Below are 18,700 nucleotides of genomic sequence, written 5' to 3'. Positions count from 1 at the left end.
TCTGGCGGTCAGGGCTCGGTGGCGCCAGCGGCCTTGCTGCGGCGTTCATCCAGTACTCTGGATTGCTGCACCAGATCGGCGAGCGAAGGCGTGCGTACCCCACTGCCGCTGAGTTCGGGCACCAGCTGGTTCAGTGCCTGCTGCGGTGCGCGCTGATCCGCCGTCTGCACCATGACCTGGACCATGCGCGAGACCACAGGCGCCGCGCCATCGGGCACGAAGACAACGCCGCCGCCCAGGGCTGCTGTCGGCATGGGCGGCGGCGCATCGGCGGGAGGCCTGCTGATCGGTGCCTGCGGTGAGATCTGCAGATTGCCGTTCAGGGCGGTGATCAGATAGTTGCTATTGAAAAGCGCCGAGGCATCGATGCTGAAATTGCCCACCGCTTCCCCCGCCTGGCGGAACAGGTTACCCGCCAGCGTGTCGCCGCCGACCAAGTCTCCGCTGCTCAGCGACCAGGTCAAGGCCGGGTCGACCATGCCATAGGTCTTGCTCTTGGGATCCGCCCGCACGGTGATGGGGCGCGGGTTGATGGTGAGCACGCCGTTTTGCGCCGTGATCAGGTAGTTGCCATTGCTCAGGGCAGAGGCGTCGATGGGGTAGCTGCCAACGTTGGCACCGGGGGCGCGGCTGAGCGCACCACTCAGGGTATCGCTGCCAATCAGCTCGCCGGCAGTCACGGACCAGCTCAGCGCCGGGTCGGCGTTGCCATAGGTCTTGCTCTTGGCGTCAGCCAGCACCGTGATCGGGCGCGGGTTGATGGTGAGCACGCCGTTTCGTGCCGTGATCAGGTAGTTGCCATTGCTCAGCGTGGAGGCGTCGATGGCGTAGCTGCCAACGTTGGCGCCGGGGGCGCGGCTGAGCGCACCGTTCAGCGTGTCGCTGCCGACCAGTTCGCCGCCAGTCACGGACCAGGTCAAGGCCGGGTCGGCGTTGCCATAGGTCTTGCTCTTGGGATCGGCCAGCACGGTGATGGGGCGCGGGGTGATCGTCAAGTCACCCGCCACATGGTTGATGGTGTAGTTGCTGCTGCTCAAGCCTTGTGGGCTGATCACATAACTTCCTGCGTTGACGGCGCCCTGGCTATTGCCGGTGAAGCCCAAGCTGCCGGACAGCACAGCGCTGCTTTCTCCATTGACAAAGCCGCTGTAGCTGACGCCATTGCCACCGCTGAAGGCTTGGCCGTCATAGGTTTTGCTCTTGTTGTTGGCGGTGACGGTCAGTGGCGCTGGTGTGATGGTGAAGCTGCCCGCGGTGTTGCCGGAAGCGGCGGATTGGTATCCGCTGCGCAGGATGTTGATGCCGAGGTTGGTATAGGTACCGGCGTTGGTGAAGCCGGTCACCGTCCCGCCGTTGAACACAAACACATAGTCGGTACCAGGCACCCAGGCGCTGTAGCTGCCGCCAAAAATGGCCGACGCGGACCACTGATCGGCCAAGTTATAGGCGCTGCCCTTGTAAAGCGGGCTGGTCGACGCGTTGCCCAAGGTGTAATTGAGCGAGGTGACAGCGACGGCGCTGTTGAGATCGGCCAAGATGTCGGCGATGCTGCGGTTGTCAAGGCTGGCGCTGAGCGCGTAGTTCTTGGACTGGCCAGGTGTCATGGTGCCGGCATTGAAAAGCATGCCGATGCCAATGTCCGCACTTTGGCTATTGCCCTTGCTGAGCGCATTGGCGGCGCTGGTCATGCTGCTCAAACTGGAGCCGCTGAAGAAGGCCGACCCGTAGCCTGGCTTGGAGTCAGCGTCGGTGGAAAAGTAGACGATCTTGGCTGTGGTTCCAGCGGCCGTGTAGTAGGAGCCGCTGGACTGGCTGCTTGCGCTGACGGCATTGGCGCTGTCACCCGCGGCAAGCGTCTGTTCGATCTTGTTGACGGTGTTGTAACCCCCGCCACCGTCCTTGTCGACGCTGTTGTCGGGGTCAAAGCTACGTGCGAATTGAACGTTATCCAGATTGCCCGAGCTGACATTGGTGAGCGCAACATCCAGGCGGAAGTACTTGTTATTGCCCGTCAGCGATATCTGTTGCTCAACCTTTAACTTGCTGTTGAGCACCGTCGAGTACTTCAGTGTGATCTTGTTATTGCTCGCCACGGGCAGGAACTCGAACACCGGACTGTTGCCGCTGTTGGCGAAGTTGAGGGCCGAGGTCGCCGCCCCGCTGATCGAATAGCCCGCGGTGAATTGCTCGGCCGGCGAGCCGGGCAGGAAGTAGTCGATGCGTAAATCGATGCCGCTGCCGAAACCATCGGCATCACCCACCATGCCAATACCGCTGCCGCTGGATCGGCCAAAGAACAGCGAGGGCTTGTTGGTGGTGCCGAACTTGCCGCCGCTGGAGCCGGACGAGCATGCCACGCTGGCCGAGCCGCAAATGCCCAGCTCCATGTACTTGTTGCCAAGGAAGTAGTTGCCGTCGTGGATGGCATAGCGGGTGCTGGCGGCGTCGCTACCTTTGCGCCATTGCAGCGAGGGCGAGGTGACCGCCGCCGTGGCCGCGTAGGTGCTGGAACCTCCGTCTGCGGCCGCCTGGCCGTACAGGAAGACGATGCCGCCGGCCGAGGTGCCGGTGTGTGTGAGGGCGGCGTTGACGCCTATATTGTTGTCGGCCTGCAGCGTCAGGCTGCGGTTGGATGACCAGGCGACGGGCGAGCTGACGGTGATATTGCCGTCTGCGCCGCTGCCGGTGCAGCTGACGCCGGTACAGGAGCCGGTGGTGGCGATGGTGACATTGCCGCTGGCCAACGCGGCGCTGATCGAGGCGGCCAAGGCGCTGTCGATGTCAACATTGATCGGGTCGATCAACCACTGCCTGGCCCTTACCGAGGCGCTGGGTGCTGCGTTGAAATGCCGACCCGAGGTTTCCACCAAGCTTGCCTCGGCCGTGATGCTGCCGCTCAGGTTCAGGGTGCCGTCTTTTGCCAGCAGCATCACGCTGCCGCCTTCACCGCCTTGCAGCGCTTGCGCCTCGATTACGCCGGAATGGTTGATGACGCTGTGCGCCAGCGTATCGGCCCCCTTGGCGCTGAGCCAAACCAGCCCGCCCTCGGCCCGTATGGCGCCACCGTTGCTGATGAGGGTCTCCAGGTCTTCGTTGCCGACCTGCAGCAGGGTCGGGCCGCCAAGGTCCAGGGTGATCCTGCTGCCGGCACCCAGGGCGACGCGCCCGGCGGGGGCGTGAATCTGGCCATCATTGATGACTTTTGCGGCCAACAGGGCCACCGATCCGCCTGGCGTGGTGGTGATGCTGCCTTGGTTGATCACCGCAGCCTGGCTGCGCCCGTTAAAAACATAACGTCCTGTAGCTATGTCATCTGATTGAAGATTCAGCGTGGAGGCAACGAGGCCGCCTACATTGACCTGGGCCGTGGGGGTGAACCACACGCCATTCGGATTAAGCAGAAAAACCTGTCCGTTGGCCTTCAGCGAACCCTGGATGGTGGACACCTCGCTACCCAGTACGCGATTGATCGCCACTGCGCTGCTGCTGGGCTGCACGAACTCCACGCTGCGCCCGGCCCCAATGTTGAATTGCTGCCAGTCCAGGGTGAGGCGCTTGCTTTGCTGCGTGATGACAAGGCCGTTGGCCGAGCCGAGCAGCTCGCCTTTGCCGCTGACCACCTGTCCTCCGGTGGGCAAGGTCGATGGCGTGGCATTTACCTGGCAGGCCAGGCTGGCGACGACCAGGGCAATTGCATTGAAACGCAGGGCATAGTGGCCGTTTGCGTGGCCTCGGTAGCGGGGCCGAAAAAGGCCGCCTGGTCCGTCGTCAAGATGGGCTTCACAGCCTTTCTTGGCACCATTCTCGTTGGGGGAAATGGCTTTGCTACGACGTGACATAACGCTACTCCTGTTAATGCCAGTGGCGGATGTTACGTCTGAAAGGCGCCTAGTGCAGCAAGGAATCAATTACCTGAGCCATCTACGCCCCCAGGCTCGATACGATCGCATTGCGCGTCTGCGCGGCCTTACCAAGCCGTCGGTGCTGCCTGCAAATGCCGGGGACTCAGCGCAGCCAGTCGATGATTTGGCGGGCTTGCAAGGCACCCGAGACGCGTTGCACCTCTTGCCCGCCGCGCAACTGGATCAGGGTCGGAATGCTGCGGATGGCGTAGCGCTGCGAGAGCCGCTGCGCCTCGTCGCTATTGACTTTGACGAACAAGGCCTGACCATTGAGTTGGCGTGCCGCAAGCTCAAACTGCGGCGCCATGCTGCGGCAAGGCCCGCACCAAGGGGCCCAGAAGTCCACCAGCACCGGTAACTCGCTGCCCGTCACCACGCGGTCGAAGTTGGCCTCGTCCAAGGCCAGCACGGCACCGCTGAGCAGGGCTTGGCCGCATTGGCCGCAAACCGGGTCTTGCGTCGCGCGCTCGTCCGGAACGCGGTTCTTGGTCAGGCAGTGTGGGCAGGTGATCAGCATGGCGGGGTCCTGGGTTCATGCGCGAGAGCGTGTGGCTGGACACTTGGGGCTGGGGAGGAGCGATTTCAAGCGCTGCGCCCCGTACACAGCCTTGACTCAGACCATGCTCCTCGCTCGGCCCCCAGCCCGGGCGCTGGTAGCGCGCCCGGTCCTTAGTCGGGCGTCGCAAGCTTCGCTTGCTCGGTCCCGCCTTGCCCCAGCCCAGGCGCTTGTTGCGCGCCTGGTCCTTCGGCGGGCGTCGCAAGCTTTGCTTGCTCGGTCCCGCCTCAGCCCAAGGCCCGGCGGAGCTGCTCTTGCCAGTTGACGGTTTGCCAGTCGGCGCCCATCAAGAGGCTGCGGTAGCTGTCGCCGCGGTAGCGGCGGTCCACTTCCAGCAGCACATGGATACCTTCGGGGCGCGGGATGCAGGTGATTTCCACCTCCTTGATGCCATAGCCGCCGCGGGTGGGTTTGAATTCAAACTCCTGGTAGCAGCCCAGGCTGCTCTGAATCTGGTTGAACCGGGCCACGCCGGCTTCCACATCGCTGCTGACATGGGCCAGGCCAAGCTGCGCCATCGCCCCGATCAGCGCTTGCATCTGCGGCAGGGGGTGGATGTCCAGGCCGTCGCGGTCTTCGGCGTCGCGGGCGGAGGCAATGGCCAGGTCGGTATGCACCCACACGGCGGCGCGCACGCGCGGCTGATAGCTTTGGAAACCCGGGCTGGCCAGGGCTTGCGCATTGTTGACCGGCGTTTCCAGCGGCAGCACCATGGTGAAGGGCAGGGCCAGGTCTTGCCCGCCCGTCAACTGAAGCGCACCGTGCACGCGGTAACGCTGCAGCGCGCGACTAGCGCGGTATTCCTCGCCGTTGATCTTTTTCTCCACCTCGGTCATCAGCACCAGGTCGACAAACTCAATCGCCTGCGGCACTTGGCCGCCCTTGATCAACACCTTGCCGCTGAGCGTTTCGCCGGGGCGCAGGCTGGGGTTGTCCAGCACCGTATTGACCGCCGCACCACCCACACCCACAGCCGCAAGCAACTTCTTGAACACAGTATTTCTCTTTAGCAAATGCGCCAGGATCGACGCCTGCGCAGCTTATTGGCGAGAGGCTCGATTTGCTCCCAGGCGGAAGCTGAGGAAGACATCTGTAAAAACTGAAATAAGTAAAATAAAGTTCAGAAAAAACGTGATGTATTTCCAGCCTGACCTGGGCCTGATCTATCGCTAGATGGCGGTGTTGCTGCCTTCTGGGCTCACCTCGTCACCTCTCTCAGGCTTGGACGCAGCATGGCCGCGCGGAAACAAATGGCGCGCTCAAAAGCCGCAAGCCCAAGTGCTTGTGGCGCTTGGGCTTGCGGGTTTGCAGATGGGGCTTGGCCGGTCAGATGGTGGCCACTCCCTTCCGCGCGGTGGTGGCCGCTGCGGCTGCTGTTTCTTGCAGCGGGTCTTTGTTTGCTGCGATGAACTCAGTGTAGGAGTCGAGCTCGGGCAGAAAATTGCGAAGATGGCAGCGCTTCGACCAAATTTGGCAGAAAATTGCGTAATCGGTGAAGCCTGAGGTGTGAGTAATGGAATTAGATCGTATTGACCGGCAGATTCTCGATGTTCTGCAGCAAGAAGGCCGTATCAACAACCAGGATCTGGCCGACCGGGTTGGCCTCTCGCCATCCCCTTGCTTGCGGCGTGTGCGCGCGCTGGAGGAGAGTGGCTTGATTCAAGGCTATCGCGCCCTGCTGGACGCCAAGAAGTTGGGCCTGAACTTGATGGCGCTGGTGCACATCTCGATGGATGTGCACACGCCCGAGCGTTTTGCCAACTTCGAGGCCTCGGTGCAAGTGCTGCCCGAGGTGCTGGAGTGCTTGTTGATCACCGGCCAGGCGGCCGACTATCAGCTCAAGGTGGTGGTGCGCGATATGGATCACTTCCAAAGCCTGCTGCTGGGTAAGTTGACGCGGATTCAGGGCGTCACCGGCGTGCATTCCAGCTTTGTGCTGCAGCATGTCTTGAGCCGCACGGCGCTGCCGGTGGGCGGCCTGTAAATCGTCCGCCGGCGGCTGACCGGTTGCTTCGACATAAGCAGCCAACCCAATTCGCTTGCTTCGGGATTGGTAGGCCTAGCTTGGGCTAGGCATGGACGCCTGAGATGTGCCCGGAGCAGACTTCTGCCAGACTCCAATTTGACTCTTCGGCTGATCAAACTTGCCAGGAGAACATGTCAAAGGGATTGGAGATATCTGGCTCTGCTCCATATAAATGAACCTGACCCCATTTTCTTTCAACCTGACCCCATTTTCTTTCCAAGGCGGCTCTCATGCCCTGGCGGGTGCAGCAGCCCGCCTGCCCCGCCGATCGCTTTTCACCTCGGATGTCCAAAGGTTCATCCTCGGCCGCGTTCGCTGCATGCAGGGGCCGACGTTGGACAGCATCCTGCCGCGAATGCACCCCGAACCTTCCACTTGCTTGCGTCACACACGCCCGACCGCAGACAAGCGCGCTGCGCCCGACCAACGCCACCGTTGAAAAACACCAAATAGTTGCAGACCGAGTCAATTCCTCCCCCCGACCCGGGGGGGGAATTAGGGGGGGGCAGCCCTATCATGCGGCAGTCGCAAGGGGCGCAAAGCAGAAGCAATGCACCGCCTAGCCACCTTCCCCGACTTGCCGCTTGATGAACTTAAGCCGCTAGTTGTCCATTTGTCACCCCAAACAACAGAACCCATGCGTAACCCCTGTCTTGCTTCCGTCGTTGCTGCTGCTGCCCTGATAGGCGGTCTGAGCAGTGCTACGGCCGTCGCCGCCCCCGTCATGCTGAGCGGCATGGGTATCGCCACCCAGTGGACTGATCGCGAAGCCACTACCGGCGAAATGCCCAACAAGATCTGGGGTACCGCCGACGTGGCACTGGCTGACCGCATCGGCATGCATGTGCTGTTCGCCAACGGCCTCGAAGGCACCATCACCTACAGCGGCGTGGCAGGCCTTTGGAATCGATCCAACTTTGCTGGCAAGTCTTACGACTCAGCGACGGGCTTTTTCACTGCCGCGTCCGGCCTGCATTTCCTGTTCAACAACAATTCCACGCTGCCGATTGCGTGGCAGTCGTTTGCGATGCCTTATTCCAGCAACTTTGATCTGGACTTCAATTCGTCGCGGGGATCGCACTTCCGTGCCAGCCAGTCGGGTTGGGGGTCAGCGGTCTTCACGACCTACACCTCGGCCGCTCCGACCCTTGCGGTGCCGGAACCCGGATCGCTGGCACTCGCCGGCGTGGCGTTGGCTGGGCTTGCTGCGATGCGCCGCCGTACGCGTTAACGCGCTACGAGTCCCTCACGGGAATTCTTGCATTCGGGCCGCCTTGCGTGGCCCGTTTTCTTTAGTCGAACGCCGGCTCAGTGCCTGCGCCGCATTGCCGAAAGACGTGAGGACAGCCCAGGCAGTTGCAGCGTGCCACCGATCAGTCGCTGGTCGTGACGGTAGTCCTCGTGGGCCTGCACCTGCCAGCCGCGCTCAAAGCAATCAGCCAAAGCCAGGGCAAGTTCGTCAAACCGCCAGGCCTCCTGCGCATTGCTGTCCAGGTGATGCGCGCCGGCATGAGGCTGATCGATCAGCGACAGCAAGGCCGCTGCCATGTCTGCAATGAAGGAGCAGGCCGGCGTCCCAGCCCGACTGGCCGCCACCCGGTCTTCGCGACGCTGCCAGTCGTCCAGCGCCGTCAGCATATTGTTGCCGGGCTGGGTCGGGTCGATCTGCCAGCCGATGCGGGCGATCATGGCCTGCGGGTTGGCCGCCGTGATCGCGTCCTCGCCGGCGATCTTGTGGCGGCCATAGTTGTCCCGGGCGGTGCGCTCGTGGTCGATGTGATGGGGCCCGTCGGGCTCGTGGTCAAACACCATCGCAATGCTGGTGAACACGAAGGGGCGCCCGGCGGCCAGGCCAGCCAGGCGGCGCTAGCGGCGCGGTCGTCGGCGCTAGGGCGCTAGGGTCAGGCCTTAAATTTCAAGGCCACATCTACTCCGCGACGACGTTTTGGCTGGCCAGCGAACGGCTGCTCCGGGCACATCACCGACGTCCATGCAGTCTCCAAGCGAGGCCTGCTAATCCCGAAAGCAAGTGAGATTTATGGCCTGACCCTCGCGCCGGTCAGCGAATAGCGCCCATGCGCCGATCATGGAATGGCACCAATATGCCGGTCGGTGACAGCCCACCCCATTGCGGTGCTCATAGTGCTTAGTTGGCATGGCTTGACCCGTGTTAGCGTGCGGTCCCCGGATCACAAAACTCGGTCGCTTGCTTATGTCCTCCCTTGTAGCCGCCACTTTCAACGCTTTCCGCCCGGCACGCCTGGCTGCCCTGCTTCTGCCAGCGGCGCTGTTGAGCGCCTGTGAAACGGTAGCGCCCTTGCAGGTGTTGGTGCCTGAAGAGGTGCAGCAGCGAGCGCAGCTGTGCGCCATGCAAAGCAAGAAGGCGGACGGGCAGCCGGGGCGCAGCGCCTGCGGCCACCAAGCCGCTCAAACGGGCGGTACCAGCAGCTGGACCGACACCGACAACTGGGACCTCGGCTTGCTGGGCCAGCGCAAGACCTCGCGCGTAGCCAAGTTCAATTTTGAGTTCACTCCCGCTGGCGGCCCAACCGAGCGCTGGCGTTGCGAAACCAAGGAGCGAGAGTTCTCCAAACATGTGGTGCAGTTGCCAGTCGCTCAGAGCCAAGATCGCGAGCTGAGCTGCACCTACGAAGGGCCCCAAGGTACCGAGCAACTCCGCCACAGCAGACTTCAGGGCGACACGGTGATGTGGACCTTGGGCGGCCAAGAAGAGACCTGGACGATGGTGGGCATTTCGGCCTGGCGCTCGGGCGAGCGCGAGGGCAATTTTGTGATGCCCATGGCCTGGTGCTTGCGTAACTTTCAAGGGCAGTGGATGTCTTGCCATGACCGTTGGCGCCGCCCCGGCAGCTTTTGGATGATGCCCCTGGATTCGGCACTAGCCGCTCGCCGTGCGGCTTTGCTGGCCTTGGCACCGCTGGACCTCGAGCCCCTACGTTGACCCATATTCGGAGACAAGAGCATGTTCAATTCCAAGGCTTCCACACCAGCGCCCGGCAAGTCACGCATGTGGGCGTCGGTGACGGCCATTCGCACCCGCACCATGGTCGTGTCGGTCTGCGCACTGGCCGCGACCCTGTGGCAGGGCTATGCCATCCAGAAGCACAACCGCCTGATGGTTCAACCCATTCTGGACACCGAGATCAACACCGAGCAAAACGGCGATTGGATTGTGCTGGTGCAAAACAATGGCCTGGGGCCAGCTCGCGTCAGCCACGCAGACATTCGGCTCGACGGGCGACCCATAGCCACCATCGGCGATGCCGCCAAGGCATTGGGCTTGCGTTCGGCCTGCACGGGTACGGGCAATCTGGTGCACTTCTACCGAGTCAACCAACGCCAGCAGGTCTTGTCAGGACATGAGGCCTGCGGCATGTCGGCCGAAGCCCTGACGGCCATGCTCAAGCGACTGTCCATCACCTTGCACTACGAGTCGCTCTACGGTGACAAGGCCAGCCTGAAGGTGCTAAGCGATAACAACAACTGAGCACCTCTGAGGAAGCTGGCCGCTGCGCCATGGCGCAGAGAGTGGGAAATCTCAGCTCGGCTTTCGGGCCACGATTAAGGTGCCTTAGGGGATTGCCCGCAAGCCCCACCCCCAGGCCACGCGATCTAAGCGCGAGTAAGCGAGAGCGTCTGGCCTTAATCCTCAAGGCCACATCTACTCCGCGACGATGTTTTGGCCGGCCAGCGAACGGCTGCTCAGGGCACCTTGCAGCCACCCGCCACCATCAGGATCGTGCCGATACCGAGCGCTGTACGGCCCTCGACGCCCGACTGACAAAGTGCAATGAGAAAGCCCGCGCAGTGCGCGCCTGTTTCAGCTTGGCGCTGGCTACTACCAGGGCCTCAGCGGCCGCAAAGTTTGGGCTGCGTCGGCGGATGCAGCTGGGCATACATCGTTTCAAAGCGGGTCTGCTGGCCCTGCACCCACTCGATCTGGGCCGGCTGTTTCAGGAAGGCCGTCAATTGTGGCAACACGCCTAGGTGCTTGGAGCGCTTGGAGATCTGCATGAACAGCGGGCCGTCCACCACCTTGCCGGGCAGCATGCGCAGTTGTGCTTCGCAGCCGATGGCGCGAATCTGTTGCTGGCCCGCATGCCGTGCAGTGACGACGGCGTCTAGCCTGCCCAACAAAAGCTTCTGCAGATTGTGTGCTTCGCTGAGTGCAATATCGAACTGGGTATGTTGCGCCAGATAGGCGTCGAACTCTTCCCCGAAACTGACCCCGCGCCCCATGCCGATGCGTAAGCCGTTCAGGTCGGACCAGGATTTGTAGACCAGCGCACTGTCGCGGCGCACGATGAGCACTGCTTCGTTGTGGCCGACCGGAGGCTCCACCATCACCGCGTGCTCAAGTCGCTTGTCGTTCACAAATCCGCACAGATTGACGTCAACCTCACCGGTCTCGACCATCCGCAGGCAGCGCGCCCATGGCGTGGGCGGTTCCACCTGCAGTGTCAGCCCCACCGCAGCGAAGGCCCGCCGCGCTGCGGCCACACAAACGCCGGTCAGCTGGCCGTCCTGATCCCAACTCATCGGTGGCGCGGCCGGGTGGCCACAGGCGCGCAGCACCGGCTCCGTAGCGCCGCTGTGCAGCGCCCAAACGCTCAGGCACATCAGCAGCAGAAATGAACGGCGCGGCATCATCGGGACATGATACTCAGCGATGCATCGACTCTGACGTTACGGACATGCTGGCGTAGCAGCACAGTGATTTTTCGCTTGATGCCCTCGCCTGCGTTGCCCTCGCTGACCGTGCAGGGCTGTAGCGTTTATTGCGCTACTGCGCCCGGCCGCCCCTTGCTATGGAGTTGCCCCACAAGCGTGGCGTTGATCTGGTCTACCGCTGCTTTCCAATGCCTGTTGCTGGGTAAGGTCACCCGCACTCAGGGTCGTAATGGCGGGCATTCCCGCTTTGTGTCGCAACCTGCCGCGAGCCGCACGGCGCTGCCGGTGGGCAACTAGCTGTGAAGTTCCAATAGGTTGTATCGGGTGTTCACCCGGACTGGTTCTGAGAGACTGGAAATCGCCAAACCCCCAGTCAGCTCAGGAGGACAACCCAGATGAACATTCATAAGAATGCCCGATTGACCTACGTGCGTCGAATCGAAATGGTTCAGGACATCACATTGCGAGGCCAAACTGTGGCGCAAGCCGCAAAGGCTCTCGGTGTCAGCGAGATGACGACCCGCAAGTGGCTTGGGCGCTACCTTGCTCAAGGCGAAGCCGCCCTGTTCGACAAGTCCTCAAGGCCGCAGAAATCGCCCAGAGCGATTGACCCCGGCAAGGCGCTTACCATCGTTGAGTTGCGCCGCAAGTTCATGCTGCAAGCAAGCATTGCCTCCAGCCTGAACGTTTCCAAGGCCACCGTCAGCCGCGTCCTCAGACGAGCCGGCCTGTCCAAGCTCAGCGATCTACGTCCGCCTGAGCCTGTCGTGCGCTATGAACATGAAGCGCCTGGCGATCTGCTGCACATCGATACCAAGAAGCTCGGGCGTATTGAGCGACCCAGTCATCGCGTAACCGGCAACCGCGCAGACACGTTCGGCGGCGCAGGCTGGGAAGTCTTGTTTGTGGCCGTGGATGACCACGCCCGCATCGGGTTCACGCAGATTCACCCCGATGAGCGCAAGAGCAGCGCAGTGGCCTTCCTGCAGGCTTCAGTGAGCTACTACGCGGGGCTGGGTGTCACGGTGCGAGCGCTTCTCACGGACAACGGCTCGCCGTTCCGGTCGAAGGACTTCAAGCAGGCCTGCGCTGAGTTGAACATCAAACATCGCTTCACGCGGGCCTACCGTCCACAAACAAACGGCAAGGCCGAGCGGTTCATTCAATCGGCACTGCGAGAGTGGGCGTACAGCCAGACCTACCAGCACTCCCGCGACAGAACCAGCGCGCTGGCGCGATGGATTCATCACTACAACTGGCATCGACCGCATCACGGCATTGGATGCCGCCCGCCCATGTCCCGTCTTCCTGATTCAGGCAACAACGTCTTGACTCTTCACAACTAGCTTCGCCCTTTGCCTTCACCCACGGCAGGCAGAATCCGGGGCGAATCATTCATCCATCTAAGCATCAAGGGCGAGCACTATGAGCGGCAAATCGATGGGTTGGCAAGGCGGTGGTCGTGTATTCGGCCTTGCCTGTGCGGCGCTGCTCGCGTTTCCTGGATCCGCACAGCCGGTGGTGGCGGGCTTGGGCCCACATTTCATCCACGGCTCCTGGGTGAATGTGCGTGAGGCTGCCAACACAAGTGCGCGTGCGCTCGAACAATTGGTCACCAACACGCCGGTCAATGTCATCGCCAGAGAGGGCAGTTGGTGCCGGATCAGTTACGGCGCCGGCAACAAGACCGGCTTTGCGGCCTGCAATCTGCTGGGGCCGCAAGCGCTGAGTTTGGCGCAAACCAGCAAGGAGCCCGCCCGTGCCTTTTGGGTGGCACCCTCGCCCAATCGCTTGGCGGCTTATGGGCAGTCGCTGCTGCCGCCGGCGGCGCTGCGTTTGGAGGTCTTGAAGAAAACCTTGCAGGCCGGCGACTTTGTGCATTACCCGGCCGTGAGTGAATTTGAAGCGGCCAAGAAGCTGATGAAGGCGGGCGTTTTGCTGAACCCGGCGCAAGAGATTGAGCGCGGCGCGGCCGTGGACATAGCGCTTGAGTTGCGCGCGCTGAGCATCAAGCCGGCGCCCATACGCCCCTCCTTCTTCCTCAACCACGCCAGCGTGGCGCTGGTGTCGGAGGCCGATGCCGATGGCCTGGCCGCAGTTGGCGGCAGCAAGATCAGCGTCCATCCCAAGGGCCTGCCAATTGCCTGGTTCTCGCGCCATAACGGCCCCGAAATTGAAGGGATCAGTGGATTCTGGGATGTGGGTGATGCTGCCTTGAGTTTGACGCCGCCGCTGCAGATCTACTCGGTGGCGGCCAACGGCTTGGTCGGCGCGGCTGCCGTGCGCAAGCTGCCCTTTGAAGTGGGCGGCGAAGGCCATTACTGCGGCGCCCGCTACACCGGCGCCAGCTTGGCGATTGCCGACTATCTGCATTCCGACTCGGCGCTGCCCGACACCATCGATTTCCAGGTCTTGCGCGACTATCCCGCGCTGAAGGAAAGCACCGAGGTGCTGGCCCGCTTTGCCCTGCCGCAGAAATTGGTGAACAAGAGCGTGAAGATCAAAACCCAGTCACAGCCGGCGACTCAATTGCCCGGCCTGGAAGGCCTGGATGAAGCTAGCCGGCTCGACCGCGTCAAACGACTCAAGCCCCGCATCATCCTGCGCGAGATCGATCTGGACGGTGACGGCGTGGCCGACCTGATGCAGGTGCAAACGCCGCTGCAATACGGTGAAATCTCGCTGGACCTGGTGCTGCGCCGTAATTGGTACGTCAATATTCAAGGCCAATGGTTCAGGGCCGGGGAATGGGAAGATCAGGACTGCACCTGAGCCCCGGGCGCAGGCGTCGGCACACTCAGCAGCGCCGCCAGCACCAGTGACTCGGCCAGCACCTCGAAGGCCTCTTCCAGTTCCGCAATCGGGTAGGGCATGGGCCACTGGTCCACCGCGATCGCCCACAGCCCGCAAGTGATGCCGGCCAGCAGCAGGCCACGCGTCAGCCGCCTCGGCAAAGCGCGCAGCATCAAGGCCACGGTGATGGCGCCAGTCAGGCCCACCATGCGCATCGGCAATTCGCGCACCCAGGCGATTTCGCACCAGGCGCTGAGCTCATGGCAGCGGTACTTCCAGAGCTCATGCAGCATGAACTGCTCATCCAGCGCCAACACCAGCATGGAAAGCGTCAGCCAAATGCCGAGCCAGCGCGGCAGCCCGCCATCGGCCAGCAAACGCACAGACAGCACCGAGAGCGTCAGCAAGAGTGCACTCGATAACCACGACACCGGCGACGCATCGGAGCGAAAGGCCCGCTCCCAGGCCGGATAGGCCAGCCAGGCGCTGAGCAGCATGAAGGCGCAGGCGGCCAGCGGCACGAGCAAGGCGGCAAGGCCGAAGCTCCGCGGCGAGGGCTGTGGCAGGGGCACGCGAGAGGGGCAGAAATTCATGGCGGCGATTGTGCGCGAAGGCCGCATTCGGCGCGCCACTGCCCGACTTAGTTCAGTTCAGCTTCGCTCCGCTCTTCGCGTCGCGCGCCCGAGTTGAGCGGCCCTAACGCGTGCGCAGCCAAGCCAGGAAGTCAGGCGCATTCATGGCGCGGGCAAACAGCCAGCCCTGAGCTTCGCTAACGCCGAGGTGCAGCAGCCAATCCCTTTGCCGCTCATCTTCCACGCCTTCGGCAATAAGCTCTAAGCCTAAGGCGTCGGCCATGGCGACGATGGCGCGCACGATGGCTTGATCCGAAGGATTGGCGACCACGTCTCGCACAAAGGCGCGGTCCACCTTGAGGCGGTGCAGGGGCAGCAGCTTGAGCATCGACAAGGACGAGTAGCCGGTGCCGAAATCGTCCAGTGCAATCCGCACGCCAAGCTCGGCAATGCGCGCGAGGGTTTGCTCGATATTCGGCACGCGCTGCAAGGCGGTTTCCGTCACCTCGATTTCAAGGTCTTTGGGATTGAGCTGCGCCGCTTCGAGCTCGTGCGCCAGATCCTCAATGAACTGCTTGTCCTGCAGCTGCAGCGCCGACACATTGACGGCCAAGCGCCCTTGCACCAAGCCAGCACGCAGCCACTGCGCCCAGGTCGTCAGCGCCTGGCGCAGCACCCAGCGCCCCAGGGCCTGGATCAGCCCGCATTCTTCGGCCACCGGAATGAAGCGATCCGGGCTGATCGCCCCCAGCTTCTCGGAATTCCAACGCAGCAATGTCTCCGCACCGATCACCGATCGCCCTTCGAGCGTGAGCTGCGGCTGCCAATGCAGGCTCAGCTCACCGTTGGCCATGGCATGCAACAGGCCTTGTTCGATGGTCAGGCGCTCGTTGGCCGCTTCGGCCATATTGGCGTGATAGCGGGCATAGCGATTGCGGCCCGCCGCTTTTGCGGCATACATGGCGATATCGGCCGAGCGCAGCAAGGCGTCCGGCGTGCTGCCGTCACGCGGGTACAGGGCTATGCCTATGCTGGCCGAGACCTGGACGCTCGAACCCGCTGCAATGCTCAAGGGGTCTCGCACCTTGTCCAGCAGGCGCTGCGCCAGTGCGTCCACATCGCCGTCGCGCCCGGACCTGATCAGCAGCACGAACTCATCGCCACCCAGCCTCACGGCTTCATCGCCTTGGCGCAGCACGCTGCGGATGCGATCGGCAATATCGATCAGCAGCGCATCGCCCACGTCGTGACCCAGGCTGTCGTTGATGACCTTGAAGCCATCGAGGTCCAGGAAGAACAACACGGCCGTGTCGTCGTCCACTTTCGACTCGGGCAATCCACCCAGCAGGTCACGCAGCTTGTTGCGATTGCCAAGCCCGGTCAATGGGTCGTGATAAGCCAGATGCCGAACCCGGCTTTCCGCCAGTCGCAAGGCCGAGATGTCGGTGAAAGTCAGCACGCGGTAGGTCACGACGAAGGCATCGTCGCGTACCGGTGCCACATGTTCCCAAGCGGGGAAGGCCGTGCCGTCGTGGCGCTGGCACATGACCTCGGCATGACCGAGAAAGTCCACCGGGGTGTCCACCAGCAATTCGCGGTCACTGCTGCGGCGGGCATGCAGGAATTCGTTGGGATGACGTCCGCGGATCTCGGCCGTTGGCCAGCCGGTCAGGCGCGTGAAGGCTGGGTTAGCGGTCGTGACACGGCTTTGGGTATCCAGAATCAGGATCGCGTCGGCGGCCGAATCGAACACCACGCTGGCTTGCCGCAAGGCTTCCTCCTGCTCCACCTGCACGGTCACATCGCGGCAGATCCCAACCACAGCCCTTTCTTGTGCGAAGTGGCTGGCATGAACCTCCAGCCAGCGTGTGGGCGAATCGGCGCCCGGCAACTGCCAACGCGTGACCAAATGCAGGTCACCGCCTTGTTCCAGCAAATGCCGCACCTTGGCTTGCGCATCCGCGGTGAGATGAAGCAGGAACTCGCTGACTTCCATGCGCAAGCCGCGCACCGAGCGGTCGGCGATGGGCGGGAAGTGCCCGTCGATCTCGATCAGATCCGTTCCCTGCGTCAGCGTGACCACGCCCATTTTGGCGGTGTCCAGGGCGAGCCGTAAGCGCCGTTCGGCCTCCATGCGGCCTCGTGAGGCGCGCACCCGAGCCAAGGCCATTTGCACCGTGGCGTTGAGTTCGCGCTGCCTGACCGGCTTGACCAGATAGCCATACGGCGCCACCTGCCCGGCTCGGCGCAAGATGTCGTTGTCGGCATAAGCCGTCAGAAACACCACGGGCACATCGGCAAACCGTGCAATTTCGTCGGCAGCCACAATGCCGTCGCCCCCGTTCCCGAGGTTGATGTCCATCAGGATCAGGTCGGGCTGGTAGGACATTGTCAAAAGCACGGCCTCGTCTTGGGTCGAGGCCGTGCCCACGACGTGGAAGCCGAGTGATTCCAGGGTTAGCTTCAGGTCCAGGGCAACGATGCGCTCGTCTTCCACGACAAGAATACGAGCCCTGACCTTGGCGTCCATGGTGGGCGTTGGCGTGGTCATGGTGACTTTGTCTCCGGTGGCAAATGCAGAGTGAAGGCGGTGCCTGCTTGTCCGACCACAGGCCATTGAATCTCGGCCCGCAATTGCTCGGTCAACAGCGTAACCAGGCACAAACCCAGCGTTTTGGTGCTGTGAACATCGAAGCCTGCGGGCAGCCCGGTGCCGGTATCCGCCACCGTGACGGCGATGCGTGGGCCCACTCTTTCCGCACGCACCACGACCTCGCCGTGCAAATCCGCGCCAAAGCCATGCTTGAGCGCATTGGTGAGCAATTCGTTCACCACCAGCGCCACGGGCACGGCCAGATTCAGGTCGATATTCAAACCCGAGTCTGGCGCCTCAACCTTCAGCGTCACCCGGCGCAGCAGCTCCCCGTGCGCATCGCGCAAGCTGGCCACCAAGCGCCGCAGATACGGCCCCAACTCCAGCATCGAGAAGTCATTGCGCTCGTACAGCAGCTGGTGGGTGAGGGCCATGGCCATGACGCGGCTCTGGCTGTCTTGCAATGCCTGCTGCGCGCCCGGCCCGGCGTTGCGTGCCTGCAAGTTCAGGAGGCTGGCGATGATTTGCAGATTGTTCTTGACGCGGTGATGCACCTCTTGCAACAAGACCGTGCGCTCCCGCAGTGCGGCTTCGGTTCGCCGTTGCGCCGCCAGCCGATCAGAGATGTCAATGGCGGAGGCAATCAGGCGCGTGATCTGGCCGTTGTCGTCCCGCATGGGTACGAGCATGAAGTCGAGCGTCATGCGGCTGTCTCCCAGCATGCGCACCGTCACATCTTCCCGCACGATGTCGCCCTGCGCCGCGCGGGCGCATGCCTGGCGCAGCCAGTCCTGAGTCTCGGCCGAAAAGTTCCACCAAAAGGTGTCCCAGAAAAGGCGTCCGAGGACATCCTGGGCGTCTAGCCCAGCGGCCTCCAGCGGCGCACGGTTGGCCTCGATCAAAGTACCGTCGGGCGTCAATACACCCACAAAGGCAAATAGGCTGTCCAGCACCCGGCGCAGCTGCTTTTCGCTATTCGCCAGTGCCTGCTCGGCGCGTAGTTTGGCGGTCAGGTTGACCGCTTGAACGTAGACCCCACCCACGCTGCCATCTTCGAGCCGGATGGGCAGATAGCTGGCGTCCCATTCACTGAGTTCACCTGGGGCGTTGGGCATTTCCACACTGACGCGGAACTGCGCTTGTTGAGCACCCTCATCCAGCACACTGCGAAGCAGTGGTGCCAATGTGGGGTAGGCGCCGGGAAGGATCTCCTCAACGGTGCGACCCAGGTGTTCTTTGACTGAGCAGCCGTTGAAGGCGGCCAAGGTCCGGTTGATGAAGACGTAGCGCAAGTCCCGATCCAGCACCGCTTTGCCAACGGGCGAATCCGCCTCAAACATGGTTTGCAGCGTCGCCCTGCCCAGCGCTCCCAAATGGTCAAAATCGAGTGCCACGGCATCCCTCTTTTGTTCTTATTGCAAATCCGATGGTGTCAGGTTTGCAGTACCCTTGCAACAGAATTCCGCCGATGGAGGGGGTTAGCTGTAGGGGTAAATCTAGGCTTGCGCTCAAGCAAGACTTGGCTCGCCGCATTAGCCGCGGTGCAGGGTTTGCTCTTGAACTTCG

General features: G+C 62.5%; 14 protein-coding genes. 6 read left to right on the top strand and 8 right to left on the bottom strand.

Translation table 11 applies throughout. The features are described 5' to 3' along the window. Window positions 1-8 precede the first annotated feature (8 nt). The 3 genes from AT984_RS18325 to AT984_RS18315 all read right to left on the bottom strand — a co-directional run bounded on the left by AT984_RS18325 (window position 9) and on the right by AT984_RS18315 (window position 5,453). On the bottom strand, window positions 9-3,839 hold the full coding sequence (locus AT984_RS18325) for an MBG domain-containing protein (protein ID WP_058721331.1): 3,831 nt from the start codon (window positions 3,837-3,839) through the stop codon (window positions 9-11). 166 nt (window positions 3,840-4,005) lie between these two features. Beyond that, a complete protein-coding gene (gene trxC, locus AT984_RS18320; RefSeq protein WP_058721330.1) occupies window positions 4,006-4,419 on the bottom strand; it encodes a thioredoxin TrxC in 414 nt (137 codons plus the stop codon). A 266-nt stretch (window positions 4,420-4,685) separates the two neighbouring features. After that, window positions 4,686-5,453, bottom strand: coding sequence for a sporulation protein (locus AT984_RS18315; RefSeq protein ID WP_058721329.1), 768 nt, complete (start codon window positions 5,451-5,453; stop codon window positions 4,686-4,688). Between the two features lie 518 nt (window positions 5,454-5,971). Between AT984_RS18315 and AT984_RS18310 the strand changes: the two genes are divergently transcribed. Together AT984_RS18310 and AT984_RS18305 are read left to right on the top strand one after the other, a co-directional pair. Then, window positions 5,972-6,442, top strand: a complete 471-nt coding sequence (locus AT984_RS18310; RefSeq protein ID WP_058721328.1) for an Lrp/AsnC family transcriptional regulator — start codon at window positions 5,972-5,974, stop codon at window positions 6,440-6,442. Window positions 6,443-7,121: 679 nt separating this feature from the next. Further along, a complete protein-coding gene (locus AT984_RS18305; protein WP_197418167.1) occupies window positions 7,122-7,715 on the top strand; it encodes a PEP-CTERM sorting domain-containing protein in 594 nt (197 codons plus the stop codon). A gap of 77 nt (window positions 7,716-7,792) precedes the next feature. On the opposite strand, the gene AT984_RS18300 is transcribed toward AT984_RS18305, so the two are convergent. Then, window positions 7,793-8,335, bottom strand: a complete 543-nt coding sequence (locus tag AT984_RS18300) for an NAD(P)-dependent oxidoreductase (RefSeq protein ID WP_257721186.1) — start codon at window positions 8,333-8,335, stop codon at window positions 7,793-7,795. Window positions 8,336-8,696: 361 nt separating this feature from the next. Here AT984_RS18300 and AT984_RS18295 point away from each other — a divergent pair, with 361 nt between their 5' ends. Both AT984_RS18295 and AT984_RS18290 read left to right on the top strand, forming a co-directional pair. After that, complete coding sequence (locus AT984_RS18295) at window positions 8,697-9,446, top strand: hypothetical protein (protein WP_058721325.1); 750 nt, start codon at window positions 8,697-8,699, stop codon at window positions 9,444-9,446. A 21-nt stretch (window positions 9,447-9,467) separates the two neighbouring features. Further along, window positions 9,468-9,992: a hypothetical protein gene (locus tag AT984_RS18290; RefSeq protein WP_058721324.1), complete on the top strand. Its 525-nt coding sequence runs from the start codon at window positions 9,468-9,470 to the stop codon at window positions 9,990-9,992. Window positions 9,993-10,354: 362 nt separating this feature from the next. Here AT984_RS18290 and AT984_RS18285 read toward each other — a convergent pair whose 3' ends face one another. After that, window positions 10,355-11,125, bottom strand: a complete 771-nt coding sequence (locus tag AT984_RS18285; protein WP_257721185.1) for a substrate-binding periplasmic protein — start codon at window positions 11,123-11,125, stop codon at window positions 10,355-10,357. Between the two features lie 446 nt (window positions 11,126-11,571). Here AT984_RS18285 and AT984_RS18280 point away from each other — a divergent pair, with 446 nt between their 5' ends. Further along, entirely contained in the window at window positions 11,572-12,522 is a 951-nt protein-coding gene (locus AT984_RS18280; protein WP_058720828.1) for an IS481 family transposase, read from the top strand. A gap of 79 nt (window positions 12,523-12,601) precedes the next feature. Then, window positions 12,602-13,948: an SH3 domain-containing protein gene (locus AT984_RS18275; protein ID WP_058721322.1), complete on the top strand. Its 1,347-nt coding sequence runs from the start codon at window positions 12,602-12,604 to the stop codon at window positions 13,946-13,948. On the opposite strand, the gene AT984_RS18270 is transcribed toward AT984_RS18275, so the two are convergent. The 3 genes from AT984_RS18270 to AT984_RS18260 form a co-directional block, all read right to left on the bottom strand. After that, window positions 13,933-14,562, bottom strand: a complete 630-nt coding sequence (locus AT984_RS18270; RefSeq protein WP_058722449.1) for a hypothetical protein — start codon at window positions 14,560-14,562, stop codon at window positions 13,933-13,935. The two genes, AT984_RS18275 and AT984_RS18270, sit on opposite strands and share 16 nt — an antisense overlap. Before the next feature lie 103 nt (window positions 14,563-14,665). Further along, window positions 14,666-17,092: a two-component system response regulator gene (locus AT984_RS18265; RefSeq protein WP_058721321.1), complete on the bottom strand. Its 2,427-nt coding sequence runs from the start codon at window positions 17,090-17,092 to the stop codon at window positions 14,666-14,668. After that, window positions 17,089-18,528: a sensor histidine kinase gene (locus AT984_RS18260; RefSeq protein WP_058721320.1), complete on the bottom strand. Its 1,440-nt coding sequence runs from the start codon at window positions 18,526-18,528 to the stop codon at window positions 17,089-17,091. The genes AT984_RS18265 and AT984_RS18260 overlap by 4 nt, the downstream gene beginning before the upstream one ends. Window positions 18,529-18,700 lie beyond the last annotated feature (172 nt).

The organism is Paucibacter sp. KCTC 42545 (assembly GCF_001477625.1).
Classification (GTDB): Bacteria; Pseudomonadota; Gammaproteobacteria; order Burkholderiales; family Burkholderiaceae_C; genus Paucibacter_A.
This window is presented reverse-complemented; position numbering and strand designations above follow the sequence as displayed.

Excerpts from the sequence above, each read along its gene's own strand:
- AT984_RS18295 (WP_058721325.1), top strand. The coding sequence starts at position 8,697 with ATGTCCTCCCTTGTAGCCGCCACTTTCAACGCTTTCCGCCCGGCACGC.
- trxC (WP_058721330.1), bottom strand. The coding sequence starts at position 4,419 with ATGCTGATCACCTGCCCACACTGCCTGACCAAGAACCGCGTTCCGGAC.
- AT984_RS18305 (WP_197418167.1), top strand. The coding sequence starts at position 7,122 with ATGCGTAACCCCTGTCTTGCTTCCGTCGTTGCTGCTGCTGCCCTGATA.
- AT984_RS18280 (WP_058720828.1), top strand. The coding sequence starts at position 11,572 with ATGAACATTCATAAGAATGCCCGATTGACCTACGTGCGTCGAATCGAA.
- AT984_RS18285 (WP_257721185.1), bottom strand. The coding sequence starts at position 11,125 with ATGTGCCTGAGCGTTTGGGCGCTGCACAGCGGCGCTACGGAGCCGGTG.
- AT984_RS18270 (WP_058722449.1), bottom strand. The coding sequence starts at position 14,562 with ATGAATTTCTGCCCCTCTCGCGTGCCCCTGCCACAGCCCTCGCCGCGG.
- AT984_RS18265 (WP_058721321.1), bottom strand. The coding sequence starts at position 17,092 with ATGACCACGCCAACGCCCACCATGGACGCCAAGGTCAGGGCTCGTATT.
- AT984_RS18275 (WP_058721322.1), top strand. The coding sequence starts at position 12,602 with ATGAGCGGCAAATCGATGGGTTGGCAAGGCGGTGGTCGTGTATTCGGC.
- AT984_RS18290 (WP_058721324.1), top strand. The coding sequence starts at position 9,468 with ATGTTCAATTCCAAGGCTTCCACACCAGCGCCCGGCAAGTCACGCATG.
- AT984_RS18325 (WP_058721331.1), bottom strand. The coding sequence starts at position 3,839 with ATGTCACGTCGTAGCAAAGCCATTTCCCCCAACGAGAATGGTGCCAAG.
- AT984_RS18310 (WP_058721328.1), top strand. The coding sequence starts at position 5,972 with ATGGAATTAGATCGTATTGACCGGCAGATTCTCGATGTTCTGCAGCAA.